Annotated in this window: 13 protein-coding genes and 1 other annotated feature; of the genes, 5 read left to right on the forward strand and 8 right to left on the reverse strand. The window is 27.3% G+C overall.

Annotated elements, in window-relative coordinates; all coding sequences use genetic code 11:
• A complete protein-coding gene (locus tag IC214_RS03040; RefSeq protein ID WP_227433590.1) occupies positions 1–1,263 on the forward strand; it encodes an MFS transporter in 1,263 nt (420 codons plus the stop codon).
• Between the two features lie 299 nt (positions 1,264–1,562).
• Complete coding sequence (locus IC214_RS03045) at positions 1,563–2,132, forward strand: hydrolase (RefSeq protein ID WP_227433591.1); 570 nt, start codon at positions 1,563–1,565, stop codon at positions 2,130–2,132.
• A gap of 467 nt (positions 2,133–2,599) precedes the next feature.
• Here the strand turns inward: IC214_RS03045 and IC214_RS03050 are convergent, their stop codons facing one another.
• Complete coding sequence (locus tag IC214_RS03050; RefSeq protein ID WP_227866217.1) at positions 2,600–3,937, reverse strand: sensor histidine kinase; 1,338 nt, start codon at positions 3,935–3,937, stop codon at positions 2,600–2,602.
• A gap of 370 nt (positions 3,938–4,307) precedes the next feature.
• Between IC214_RS03050 and IC214_RS03055 the strand changes: the two genes are divergently transcribed.
• The 3 genes from IC214_RS03055 to IC214_RS03065 are packed head-to-tail and all read left to right on the forward strand — an operon-like array spanning position 4,308 to position 6,371.
• Positions 4,308–4,628, forward strand: coding sequence for a PadR family transcriptional regulator (locus IC214_RS03055; protein ID WP_227433593.1), 321 nt, complete (start codon positions 4,308–4,310; stop codon positions 4,626–4,628).
• A gap of 11 nt (positions 4,629–4,639) precedes the next feature.
• A complete protein-coding gene (locus IC214_RS03060; RefSeq protein ID WP_227483083.1) occupies positions 4,640–5,317 on the forward strand; it encodes a TMEM198/TM7SF3 family protein in 678 nt (225 codons plus the stop codon).
• On the forward strand, positions 5,310–6,371 hold the full coding sequence (locus IC214_RS03065) for a DUF4097 family beta strand repeat-containing protein (protein ID WP_227866218.1): 1,062 nt from the start codon (positions 5,310–5,312) through the stop codon (positions 6,369–6,371). The genes IC214_RS03060 and IC214_RS03065 overlap by 8 nt, the downstream gene beginning before the upstream one ends.
• 248 nt (positions 6,372–6,619) lie before the next feature.
• Here IC214_RS03065 and thrS read toward each other — a convergent pair whose 3' ends face one another.
• The 7 genes from thrS to IC214_RS03100 form a co-directional block, all read right to left on the reverse strand.
• On the reverse strand, positions 6,620–8,539 hold the full coding sequence (gene thrS, locus IC214_RS03070; RefSeq protein WP_227433596.1) for a threonine--tRNA ligase: 1,920 nt from the start codon (positions 8,537–8,539) through the stop codon (positions 6,620–6,622).
• A 63-nt stretch (positions 8,540–8,602) separates the two neighbouring features.
• Positions 8,603–8,840, reverse strand: a binding site (T-box leader).
• Positions 8,841–9,047: 207 nt separating this feature from the next.
• A complete protein-coding gene (locus tag IC214_RS03075; RefSeq protein WP_227433597.1) occupies positions 9,048–9,650 on the reverse strand; it encodes a DUF445 domain-containing protein in 603 nt (200 codons plus the stop codon).
• Between the two features lie 248 nt (positions 9,651–9,898).
• On the reverse strand, positions 9,899–10,690 hold the full coding sequence (locus IC214_RS03080; protein ID WP_227845491.1) for a putative sporulation protein YtxC: 792 nt from the start codon (positions 10,688–10,690) through the stop codon (positions 9,899–9,901).
• 29 nt (positions 10,691–10,719) lie between these two features.
• Entirely contained in the window at positions 10,720–11,481 is a 762-nt protein-coding gene (locus IC214_RS03085) for a DUF6873 family GME fold protein (RefSeq protein ID WP_227433599.1), read from the reverse strand.
• Positions 11,482–11,642: 161 nt separating this feature from the next.
• On the reverse strand, positions 11,643–12,104 hold the full coding sequence (locus IC214_RS03090) for a hypothetical protein (RefSeq protein WP_227866219.1): 462 nt from the start codon (positions 12,102–12,104) through the stop codon (positions 11,643–11,645).
• Between the two features lie 67 nt (positions 12,105–12,171).
• Complete coding sequence (locus IC214_RS03095; RefSeq protein WP_227860740.1) at positions 12,172–13,281, reverse strand: BMP family ABC transporter substrate-binding protein; 1,110 nt, start codon at positions 13,279–13,281, stop codon at positions 12,172–12,174.
• A 40-nt stretch (positions 13,282–13,321) separates the two neighbouring features.
• Positions 13,322–14,326 carry a BMP family ABC transporter substrate-binding protein gene (locus IC214_RS03100; RefSeq protein WP_227433602.1) on the reverse strand — a complete coding sequence of 335 codons (1,005 nt, stop codon included), beginning with the start codon at positions 14,324–14,326 and terminating at the stop codon, positions 13,322–13,324.
• Positions 14,327–14,360: the final 34 nt, after the last annotated feature.

The following is a 14,360-nucleotide window of genomic DNA, read 5'->3' on the forward strand; positions in this document are numbered from 1 at the left end:
ATGACAAAATCACTAAATACTTTCAACAAAAACTTCAACTTAATGGTATTAGGTCAAATAATTTCACTGTTTGGTGCCTCAATACTTAAATTCGCTTTATCCTTGTACATACTTGATATGACAGGAAAAGCAGGAATATTTGCTACAATACTTGCAGTATCTTCAATTCCAATTATAATATGTTCCCCTATTGGTGGAGCTATTGCAGATAAATTTAATAAAAGAAATTTAATGGTTATTTTTGATTTTTCAAGTAGTTTAACTGTTCTAGTCTTAGCATTATTTTTATTTAACAATAAAGGTTCAATACTGATTGTAGGAATTATCATGACTATACTTTCAATAATAAGTACGATGTATCAACCCACTGTTCAGTCGAGTACACCTATCCTAGTTGATAGTAAAAATTTAATGAATGCAAATGGTGTCGTAGCTGGAGTTGCATCTCTTACAAATATCGCTGGACCTGTACTAGGTGGTGTTTTATATGGAATTCTTGGAGTTAATGCTATTGTAATTATCAGTTGTATAAGCTTCTTTTTATCAGCTATTATGGAAATGTTTATTCAGATGCCTTTTGTTAAACAAGAACAGTCTGATAATATCATAAAGTCTATCTTTAATGATATAAAAGATGGTATTGTCCATATATGTAAAGAAAATCCTACTCTATTAAAAATATTATTTATAGCAATGGCATTAAACCTCTTTTTAACTTCAATGATAATTGTAGGTATACCATATATAATAAAAATAACAATGGGTGCTAATGATACCTTATATGGTACTGCACAGGGAGCAATATCATTTAGTTCACTAGTAGCTGCTATAAGTATTGGCATGTTCTCTAAACATATAAAAATTAGTAATTTATATATATACCTTTGTGTATGTGCACTAATGTTTATTCCAATGGCATTTTCGGTATATCCATCTATACTACAAACAGGGTTGGTAGCACCATTTTTAATTCTTGTAATATCCTCTATGTTAATATTTTTCATGACAACAATTATTTCAATATTTGCCATAACAATAACTCAATTAGAAACTCCAAATGAACTGTTAGGAAAAGTAATGGCGATACTTTTTGCAGGAACAGCTGCTGCAATGCCTCTTGGTCAGGTCATATATGGTAAACTTTTTGATTTATTATCAGATAGAGTTTACATTATTATCATAGGAGTTGGTATAGTTATATTCTTTATAGCAATTATTTCAAAAATAATATTAAAAGACAAAAGTGCTAAGTACAGCAAATAGAGATTTTATTATATTCTAATTGTATTTTTTACAAATAATATAAGCAGAATATTTATATTCATAGATACATTATGATGTTTGATTTTAGTCTTAATTTTACAAAATATACAAAACTATACGACTGTAGCATAATATATGAATGTGTCATATATACTGATAAAATTTTAATTTTCACTAATTTCTGAATTTAAATGCAAAATTATGCATTAGTGTGTTGACGTATTGGAAATTGATTGATATAATCAATGAAAAATAAGCTTTATAAAAATTCAAAATATTCAGCTAGAGGAGTGATAGTAATGAGTTACATGCCAAATTTAGAGCAAGCATGGGAAATCTTAAAAAAATACAATAAGGAAGAATTTCATATAAGACACGCTCAAATTGTATCTGGTGTTATGAGATATTATGCAAAAGAATACGACCCTGAAAGAGTAGAATTTTGGGAAATCGTTGGACTTTTACATGACTTAGACTTTGAGATGTATCCTGAAGAACATTGTGTTAAGCAAAGAGAATTAATGACTGAACTTGATTTAGATAAATCAATAATTGATTCTACTGTAAGTCATGGATATGGATTGACTGGCTCAGACGTTAAACCAGAGCAATTTATGGAAAAAGTTTTATTTGCTGTAGATGAACTTACTGGATTAATTGGTGCTGCTGCAATAATGCGTCCTTCAAAAAGTGTATCTGATTTAGAATTAAAGTCTGTTAAAAAGAAATTTAAAGATAAATCTTTTGCTGCTGGCTGTTCTAGAGATGTTATAAGAAGTGGTGCAGAAATGCTTGATTGGGAACTTGACAAACTTATACAAACAACTATAGAGGCTATGAGAAGCCTAATTCCAGAAATGGAAATATAGGCTATCATACATATAAAGTAAGTATAATAAAACCAAATTAAATACTAGAACAACTTTATTTATATAGAGTATCTGATTATGTATTTATCGATTTAATAGTTTCACTAATAAGCAGTTACGTTGATACAAATGTTTTGTTGATTTTATCAATATAACATAACTTTAGTTGCAATAGAAGTTACATCTCTAAAGAGTTTTTCTCCTTTCGATGCAACTTCTTTTTTATGTTATTTTGTCTACTGATTCCACCCCTGTTATCTACTTCCAGCCACATTACTTCTAAATCTCAGACTTTATATTTTAAAACTCATTCTATGTACGACTCACTATATGTACAACACACTATATGCATAGCTCACTATATGTATGATTCACTATATAACACACTAATTTAAATAGATTCTTATAGGTAATAATTAAGTCTATTATCTTTATAAAATTATATTATTTACTCATGACACATCAAATTATATATTAATTGCTTTTTTTACATTCCTAAGTGGTATAGCAATCTTAACTACAAATTTTTTATCATCATATTCAATTACAACGTTTCCTCCATATTTATTTACAGAGTTTTTTATACTTTTTATTCCTAGACCATGAAGTGCATCTTTTTTATCTGTTACAATTTGTCCGTTCTTTGTGATAATTTCATTTACTTTAGTGTTTTCCACTCTTATAAGATAAAAATTTTGTAAAACATCACCTTTAACACAAATTACTTTACTCCCCTCCTCAATTTTTTTACATGCTTCAATTGCATTATCTAAGATATTTGAAAATATATGACATACATCTATTAATTCAATAGCTTCACAGTGACCAAAATTTATTCCTATTTTAAGTTCTATATTATTTTTATCACAAACTTCTTTCTTCTCACTCAATATAGCATCTAAGATAAAATTACCAGTATTAAATAAAATATCATTACTTTGAATCTCCATCTGTAAGTCATCTAAATATGAAGTAACATCAATACCTTTTTTAACCATAGTTTTTATACATAAGATATGATTTTTCATATCATGACTTAATAATCTAGTTTTTAAATGTTTCTTTTCTATATCCTCATAATATTCATTTTTATTGTGTAAAACGTTTTTAATCATATTATTTTCTGCTATTAATGCATTATACTCTTGTAATTTTTTAGCAACTAAAATCAAGATAATACTTGATAGAAGTAACATGATAGAGATTATAAGTAATTGATAATTATGTATTAAACTACCACTAGTTTTAGGATTAAATATGTATTCAAAAATAGCAAAGAAAGACGCTATATTGGCAATTATAGGTATAATTACATATGTTAATGTCTTTTTATTTATTTCTATATTCAATTTTATTTTTAATGTCTTATATAAAAATAAAATTAAAAGCAAAATTGTCTTTCCAGATACAATTGACTCAATTCTATATATATTTTCTGTTAACATTTGGCTCATATCATCTATTGAATTAATCCAAATTGTTAAAGACATGCTCAAAGCATCTATACCCATTAACAACATCCAATACATTAAAGATATTAGTATAGCTTTTGTAAGCCTTACTCTATATGAAATTTTGTAAAATGCAATCATAATCATCACAGATATAATTACTCTTATATTTGGAATTACGTCAAAGAAATAAAATATATTAGCAAAAATAATAATACCTATCATGTAAAGATTTATTCTTTTATTGGAAATTTTTTGTATACTTGTGTAATCTAGTATTTTTTTACAAACAAGCCATTCTATGATAAAAGACATAGCAATGAAAATATTCCAAAACAAATTTGACTTTATCATAATATTTTCTCCTAGTGTATTAATAATTTAATTTTTAAAATTTTCCATATAACTTAATTATATACGACTCTACACCTGTAGTAAATACCTTGATAGAATTATCCTAAATAAATTGAATTTTATTTTATTTTTTAATAATATTATTACATATGCTAATATATTTAAGCATTCTTCCTTCTTCCAATTTAATAACAACATCATTTCTCTATAAATAACTATAAAAGTACGTTTTTCATATGATTTAGTATGTAATTCTCTCCTAAAACGATATAAAACTGTAATAATTATAATAAAATAAATTTTATCACACGAAATACATTGACAGGCGAGGTATATAAAAGTATTATATACTTAAACGGAGGTGATGTTTATGAAAATCGCATCTGATATGATAAGAGGTCATACAGAAACAATTATCTTAAAGCATTTACTTGAAAAAGATAGCTATGGTTATGAGATTAATAAATCTATATTAGAAAAAACACAAGGCTTGTATGAGTTAAAAGAAGCAACCTTATACACAGCCTTTCGTAGACTTGAACAATCTGGTGCAATAACATCTTATTGGGGTGATGAGGCTACTGGTGCTAGAAGAAAATATTATTCTATAACAAGCGAAGGTAGAGAAAAATATAAAAAAAGCCGTGAAGAATGGGATAATACAAAATTGTTAATAGACACATTAATTTAGGAGGTGAAAATATGTTAGATAAAATACATGATTATATTGAACAAAGCTTTACAGAAGTTAAAGAAACAAGAAAGGTCAAAGAACTTAAAGATGAACTATTCGAAAATCTAAAAGAAAAATACAGCGACCAAATACAAAATGGTAAGTCAAAGCAAGAAGCATATAATTCAGTAATATCTGGGATTGGAGATTTATCTGAATTAATTGAAAGTGTTAAAGAACCATATTTTATGTCTTCTGAATTAATTGAAGAAAGAAAAAAAAGAGCTTTGAGAGTATCAATAGCAATTGCTCTTTTTATAATAAGTCCATTTTTAACTGCTGTTTTAATTGTAAACTTGGGTATCCAACCAACTCTGGCTAGTCTTCCAATGTTTATATTAATAGCAGTTGGAACAGGTCTATTAGTATACAATGGAATGACAAAGCAAAACTATAGTCCATCTGATGATACTATTGTAGAAGAATTCAAAGAATGGAGAGTAAAAACTAAAAGTACAAATCTTGCTTATAAATCATTTATGAGTGCATATTGGATGATAATAGTTGGCATTTTTTTAATTGTTAATATATGTTTTGATGCTTGGAGCTTTTCATGGATAATATTCATAATAGGTGCTGCGGGAATTCATATAGTCGAAGGTGTACTACAATTAAAAGACGCGGAGGATGATGATAAATATGAATAAAAAATTTTTAAAAATAAAAATTATTGTTTGGAGTATTGTGGCTATAGTATTTTCTATAATATTTATTATTTTCCTTACAAATACTATTACTTCATCTAAATATGATGTCAAAGATTTGATTAAAGGTTCAGTTAAAAATGAAAGTTTTTTATCCTCTAATAAAAATTATGATAAGTATATAACTGTTAAAAGTGAGAGTTTTTCAAATAAAATAAATAATATTGATGTTGACTGGATTTCAGGTGAAGTTAGAGTTTTAAAGAGTGATTCTAATAAAATCAAATTAATTCAAAAAGCTCCTTCTAATTTTTCAAGGAAAAAGATTGCAAAAATAAAGGTTGATGGTAATACCCTTTCTATCATTGATAATTCTGCAAAAAAATTCTTCATTGGAATTGGACTTCCAAAATCAACAGTACTTGAACTATATTTACCTGAAAAATTATATAACAATATAAATGTATCTACTACTTCAGCAGATATATATAGTACTTATCTTAAAAGTAACATGGCGTATATTGAATCAGTTTCAGGTAATATAGAAATGTATGGTAAGATTGACAAAATGACTTTAGAGACAACTAGTAGCAATATCAACATAAAAAAACTTGATAGTAAAAGTGTTACCTGTAATTCAGTATCTGGTAAAATTCAACTTTCTGGTAAAACTGACGATTTGAAGATAAATACAACAAGTGGAGATATAGATTTAGAAAATATGGACAATAAGAATCTTATATGCGAATCAACTTCTGGTAAAGTTAATATAGAGGGTAAATTTTCCAATATCAAATCTGAGACAACTAGTGGAGATATAAAAATTAATTCAAGTGCAATGTTGTCTTCTTTCAAATGTGATACTACTTCTGGTGATATTGATTTGTATATTCCTGAGAATTCAGGATTTACCTTAGATTTTAGTAAGGTCTCTGGTAATTTAAATAGTAATTTTAAATTACTTCAGGATGGCGATTCATATGTTTATAAAAATGGGACTGCAAAGATGTATGTGGATACTACAAGTGCCGATTTAAATATTATAAAAAATAACTAACAAAAAATAGCGATATTAAAGCTTTGTATAAACTACATAAAGATAATATACATTAAAAAGTTATATAAATTACACAAAGATAAATCTTTATATCTTATAAGCAAAAATTAGAGGCACATTATCATAAAAAATATGACTAAATGTGCCTCTAATTATAATTATTTATTCACAAGATACTTATCTATACAGAAAATATCTATCTATACACAAGTTAACATTTTATATATCAATTAACTTTATTTTATATATTAGTTTTGAATAACACTTTCTCTTGACTCAATTTCTTTTGAAATACTAGCTATAAACTCATCTAATTTAATACTGCCTATTTCACCTTTATCTCTTGATCTTACAGAAACATTATTTTCAGCTACTTCTTTTTCACCTACTACTAACATATAAGGAACTTTTTCAAGTTGAGCCTCTCTTATTTTAAATCCAATTTTTTCAGCTCTATCATCTAATTCAACTCTTATACCTTTATCAAATAATACTTTTTTAACTTCATTAGCATAATCCATAAACTTATCAGATATAGGAAGTATCTTAACTTGAGTTGGAGATAACCAAACTGGGAATTTACCAGCATAATGTTCAATTAATATACCTATAAATCTCTCTATACTACCAAAAGCAACTCTATGAATCATAACTGGTCTATGTTTCTCACCATCTTGTCCAATATAAGTATTATCAAATTGTCTTGGAAGTTGCATATCTAATTGGATAGTACCACATTGCCAAGTTCTTCCTAAACAGTCTCTTAAATGGAAGTCTATCTTAGGACCATAGAATGCCCCATCACCTTCATTTATAGTATATGGTAGACCTAACTCTTCTAAAGCTTCTCTTAATCCATTTTCAGCTGCTTCCCACTCTTCTTCGCTTCCCATAGAATTTTCTGGTCTTGTAGATAATTCTAGATTGTATTCAAATCCAAAAGTCTTGTAAATACCATCTATTAGATTAGCTACACCTTTTATTTCATCTTTGATTTGTTCTGGTAACATGAATATATGTGAATCATCTTGAGTAAATGCTCTAACTCTCATTAATCCTTGTAATGCTCCAGATAACTCATGTCTATGAACTCTACCAAGCTCTGCAACTCTCATTGGGAAATCTCTATATGAGTGTAATTGAGAATTGTAGTAAATTAATCCACCAGGACAGTTCATAGGTTTTATAGCATAATCCTCGTCATCTATTTTAACTGTATACATATTCTCTTTGTAATGATACCAGTGACCTGAAGTCTCCCATAATTTTCTGTTTAATATAATTGGAGATTCTATTTCAATATATCCAGCTTTTCTGTGTATTTCTCTCCAGAATTTTAATAATTCATTTTTAAGTTCCATTCCTTTTGGTAAGAACATAGGGAATCCAGGACCTTCATCAGGTATCATAAATAAACCTAATTCTTTACCTAATTTTCTATGGTCTCTTTTTTTAGCTTCTTCTAATAAGTGTAGGTACTCTTCTAAATCTTTATTTTTTTCAAAAGAAGTTCCATAGATTCTTTGAAGCATTTTATTTTTTTCGTCACCACGCCAGTATGCACCTGCTACACTTTGTAATTTAACAGCTTTAACCTTTTTAGTAGATGGTAAATGTGGTCCTCTACATAAATCAGTAAAATCACCTTGTTTATAGAAAGATATTATTTCACTTTCAGGTAAATCAGATATAAGCTCTACCTTATAATCTTCTCCTTGTTCTTTCATAAGTTCTAAAGCTTCATTTCTAGGAAGTTCAAATCTTTCTATTTTTAAATCTTCTTTAGCTATTTTTTTCATTTCAGCTTCTATTTTTTCCAAGTCTTCTGGAACTAATCTATGTTCTAAATCTATATCATAATAGAATCCATTCTCTATACTTGGCCCTATAGCAAGTTTTGCTTCTGGGTAAAGTCTCTTTATAGCTTGAGCTAACATATGTGCTGATGTATGTCTAAAAACGTCTTTTCCTTCTTTATCTTCAAATTTAAATAAGTTTAAATCACAATCACTATCTATCATGTGGTCCAGACCTACAACCTCTCCGTTCACAGATGCTGCTACCACATTTCTAGCTAATCCTTCACTAATGGATTTAGCCACATCCATAACAGAAAGAGCATTTTCAAATTCTTTTATTGAACCATCTTTTAAAGCAACTTTAATCATTGTTTTTTCCTCCTTATTGAGATAATTTTTAATTTTTTTGTAATAAAAAATCGCCCCAAATATATTTGGGACGATATTAATTCGCGGTTCCACCCAAGTTGGTGTATACAAATATATACAACCCTCTTGATGACTATAAGGTAGTCACCCGAGCACTTTCACAAATCGTGTAAAACAAATATTGCTAATAAGCTCAGCTCCAAGGTAGTTTTCAAATAGACCTATTACATGGGTTTTCAGCCATAGACCCAGATTCTCTGTGAATGGTTTCCACTCTACTCTTCCTCTTCAACACTATAATTTTTGATATATTTTCATTATAACAGATAGTCATACATCAATCAACATTAATGTAATATATTAATTACCCATTATTTTTCATCTCAATCAATTGTAAACTAATATTCTTATATTTTATATTAATTTAATCTTTTGATTTATAGTAATATTATAATATTTTCACTAATTTTAAATTTTTAAATCATATCTACATGCATGATAGATATAACTAGATAAATATAGTCACCAATCCTTGAACTATACCTATTAAGAAACCTAATACAAGACCTAAGATTTCTATATGTTTTAATTCATTTTTAGCTATTCTTATGATTATTTCTTCTAGTTCATATAAATCTAGTTCATTAATCTTATCTTCGACCATTTTTTGTATATCTATACGCTCATTTGCTTTATTTATTATATTTTTGCTCAATTCATCTATGCTCTGTTTCACTTCAGATTCAATTATATCTCCTAAATAGTCCTGAATCATGTTCTTTATACTGCTTGGTATAAATGAAACTTTCTCATGTATGATAATTTTCACCCTTGCTTTTATGTATCTTACAACTTCTTCCTTATCTTCGTCAGTAATGATATTTGCAAGTATTTCGTCCATTGAAAGAAATTCGTTTTGAATTATTTCACCTACATTTGCTGCTATTTCTGCTCTTCTCTTTGGTATAAGACCTACTATCTCTATATTTAAAATAGGTATCTTAATAGGTACTATTGGTCTAAATATCAGTCTTATAGCAACTACATTTGTGACATAACCTATAAATCCACCAATAACAGCTAATATTAGTATCCTAATTAAATTATCCATTATAAAACTTCTCCTTATCAATTGTATATTTGTTAGCTATATTTTATCTTTAATAACTCTAGTTATATTATAGCTTTATATACAATTATAAGTCTTTCGTGTCGATTTCAAAAGAATTTTTTGATTTCTAATTTTTATTTTTATTATTTTAGTTGTATTTTACTATCTTTTAACTCTGATTTATCTGTAATTTGAGTATATTTTTATTTTTAACTATCTTTTCAAATCTTAAATTATATCTTTCAATTCTAGTTTTCCATAATTATACTAACTTTATTTTCAAAAATTGCTTCTACTGTATCTATGATTTCCTTTGAGCAATTGTTATTTAATAAATCTAATATTTCTATCTTCTTAGGGCATAAAGTTAATAAGGTACTTATTAAAAAGTCCTCATAATTTAAATTTTCTCTTATGACCATATTTATAATTTCTTCATCATCTATACTGTCTATTTTATTTCCATTTTTATCGTATAAAATAAATGTATTATCTTCCATTATATGAACTTTAAGTAAATCTATCTTTTCTTCTTGAGTATCTATAAAATATTTTAAAACTCTTATAAACTCATCTTGGTCTCTTTTTATTAAATACTCTTCAACTGCAATATCACCTATAGCAGAAATATATTTCATAAATTCTCTCATTCTAAATCTAATAAAACCTTCGACATTTATAAAATCATTTTCCTCTATATAGTTCCTAACCCTTGTAAATACTGTTTCTCTCATAAAAATCTCTTTTTTAGCAAATATGTTTAGTGAATATATGTATATATTATTTTTATCTTCAGGATATGTACGCCCATAGCATTTTAGAATGTATTCTTTTAAAAGTTTCTCTTTCATTATACTTATTATCATACTAGTTATTTCTGTAGATATTTCATCAATATTTAGAGCTCTTTGTTCAGTTTTAGTACCATTAAGTATCTTCTTATTTAATACTTCTTGCTTTGCAGAATCAATTACGACTTCTACAATGTCATTTGTATATATTAATCTATCGTTTACATTATTATTCCTCAAAAATTTCATAGAAGAAATATTATCCTTCTCAACCAAAGTTATCGCTCCTTTCTCGTCATGAGAGGAACTATAGAACCTATATCGAGTAAATTTTCACTACTAAGTGTAACTATCTCCTTGTTTTTACTTTCTATAAAACTTTTTATACGTTCATAGTCAGGATGTTTTTTAACATCTCCACAAAAAGCTAGTTTATCCTTAGAAATTAACCCTGTACATCCACCTATAAATCCATAATTCATCTCAAATAAATTTATATGACCTTTTTCTATTAATAAACACTCTATTTCTGTATTCTTCATGCTTTTCCAAATACCTTTATCTGATGTTATTATAGATGTTCTATCTACTATACAGATTGAGCATTTAGAATAGCCCTGCTCTATATTTATCTTTTTAAGTTTATTATTTTCAATATAATCTAATATCGCTCTGTCAGTGTACTTAAAATTGTGTATGGCATAATCACCAACTATAGCAATATTGTAAGGTATATCATAAGGATATTTATTTGATAAATTAGCTTCTCCCTTAATTATATTAAATTTATGTTTACTTAATAACTCTTTGTATTGATTATATACATTCGGCGCAACAATTATATCTCCTTTTCCTAAATTACAAATACATATATCTGGGTGATATTTTATACTTTCATATAATTCTTTACATTCTATTGTTTTTATTATTTCTATATTTCTTAATTTTAATTCATTTTCCATTAGATAACTAATTCTTTTGTCCACCAAAGCTAGACACAAATCGTCATCTAGTATAAATGGCTCTCTTGTAAATTCCATTTTTTACTCCTTTTTATTTTTTTTGATAAATTTTTTATTTGAATATAAATAAAGTGTGCAGTAGATTTTTTCTACTTACACACTTATTATTGGACTTTTATGTAATTAATCTAAATTAATTAATGTTTTTTTTGATAAATTTTTATAAAAACTCTACTCTATCATCTAATTGATTTTAATTTAGCTATATCGTTCCAATTGCTTGCTGTTACTATTTCAATTTTATTTAAGTCTCTTTTTATCTCTTGTGTGTCTCCTTTAACAGCTACAACATGTTTTTCTGTATATTCTAATTCTACCTTTGTGTCTTTTAAATCTTTTTTAATTTCTACTAGATTATTTTCTATCTTATCTAATCTAGAGTCTATTCCATTAAATCTAGCATCTACTTTATCTAGTCTTATGTCTACTTCATCAAATCTAGTACCCATCTTCTCTAGTCTTATGTCTACTTCATCAAATCTAGTATCCATTTTATCTAGTCTTATGTCTACCTCATCAAATCTAGCATCCATTTTATCTAGTCTTGTATCCACCTTATCTAATCTGTTTTCTAATTTATCAAATCTGTCGTTAATACTGTTTTGCATTTTGTCTAGAAATTGCAAAATTTTGTCTTCCATATGTATCAACTCCTCTATAGATAATTATAACATTCTACACAAATACTATACATATCTTCAGCAATAATTAGTATGTACTTTTCACCTTATTGTACTCTTTTTTTACATATTCCAAAACATCTGGTGGTATGTTTCTATTGCTATTTGGAGTAAGTCCAATTTCTCCATCTTTTATCTTAAACTCCATGACTTTACTTCCCTTAAAACCATCCTTTACAACATTCTGTATCAATTCATAAACAGGCTGTTCTACATCCTTTACAATCGAACTTATTACATTATCTGGAGCCATATCATATTGGTCTTTATTAATAGCTATAACTTTACCACCATTTTCTCTAGCTACCTGAATAGCTCTTTTCCCATCATCCTCTGTGGCTGAAAATACAACATCTCTATCAGAATCTCTCATTTCTTTTGCAATAGTTCTAGCTGACTCAGGATTTTCAAATACATTTGCATACTTTACCAATAAATCAGCATTTTTATTTGAAGTTTTAAGACCTTTTCTAAATCCAGATTCATATTTGTCTCTACTAGAGCCTTCAACCCCTCCTATAAATCCTACTTTACCAGTGTCAGTCATTTTTCCTGCAATAAGACCTGCCAAATATCCAGTGGAATTATCTTGAAATGATACAGAAATTACATTAGCTGGTTGAACCTTATAATTATAATCAACTATTGCAAATTGCTGTTTTGGATATTTTGTAGCAGCTTGTTTAATCGGTTCTGCAAATCTAGTTCCAACTGCTATTATCAAGTCTGGTTCATATTTATATAATTTTTCTATGCTATTTGCAAAGTCATTAAAAGTCTTTGGTCTTTCAATCTTCTCTCTAATATCAAAATCCTCATCAGCTCTTTTTAAAGCTGACAGTACATTATTATTATACGATTCATTACCTAAATTTTCAGTATCTAACAATACTCCAACAGTTTTTCTTACATAAGAATCATCTTCCAATTCATCCTCATCATTGCTACTTTCACTATTTGACTTATCTTTATCAGACAAAGTTGACACATTCTTAGATTCACTTTGTTTAGACTTATTATTATTTATATTAGAATTATTATTTACTCTATTAAATCCAAAATCAAAATTACAGATAAATAGTATAAAAACTGTAAAGAGTATGACAAAACAAAACATCAATATCCTTTTTATTTTCACAAAACTCACTCCCTGACATAGAACATGAAGTCTCTATAAATTATTTATTGTTCTTATTTACATATTCTAACACATCAGGAGGAATATTTTGAGAACTATTTTGAGCAAGTCCAGTACTTCCAGACTTCATTGTATTTTCTATAACTTTACCACCCTTATAATCTCCTTTTACAAAGCTTTGTATTAAGTCATAAGTAGGTTTTTCAAAGTCCTTTACAATAGAACTTATAACATTTTCTGGAGCCAACTCATGCTGATCTTTATTAATTGCTATCACTTTTTTATTCTTTGCTCTAACCATATTTATTACACTCTTTGAATCATCTTCAGTATTAGAAAAAATAATATCTACTCCACTATCCATCATTTTTTTAGCAACAGATTCAGCAGATTTACTATCTTTAAAAATATCTACATACTCAACTGAAATATCTTTTATATTGCTATTAGAAAATTTAACACCTTCTTTAAAGCCAGATTCAAATTTATTTCTACTAGAACCCTCTACTCCACCTATAAAACCAACCTTATCTGTTTCTGTCATCTTTCCAGCAACTAATCCAGCCAAATATCCAGTCTTATTATCCTCAAAAGAAATTGAAGTTATATTAGATGGTTGTTTGTCATACTCATAATCTACAATGGCAAACTGTTGCTTTGGGTATTTCTTGGCTATCTTTTCTAGAGGCTTTGCAAATCTAGAACCAACAGCTATAATCAAGTCAGTATTATCATTACATAAAATATCTATGCTATTAGAAAAAGTTGATGAATCCTCTGATTCCACTTTATTTGTATCTATGTTAAGATTTTTTTGTGCAGTATCTAACGCTAACAAAGCTGAATTATTCATGACTCCATTATTTGACCCTTCAATATCTAATATCATAGATACAGATTTTTTTGAATTTTCTTTGTTACTTAGCTTATTTTTATTATCTTGATTAGAACTAGAATTATTACTTGAATTACTGCTACATCCAACTAACATTCCAGCAGTCATTGCTACAGTTAACATTAATACCAACAATTTTTTTAAACGCATCAAAATCCACTCCTTATATTTTTGTGACATTTTT

Source organism: Clostridioides sp. ES-S-0190-01 (genome assembly GCF_020658275.1).
Taxonomy (GTDB): Bacteria; Bacillota; Clostridia; order Peptostreptococcales; family Peptostreptococcaceae; genus Clostridioides.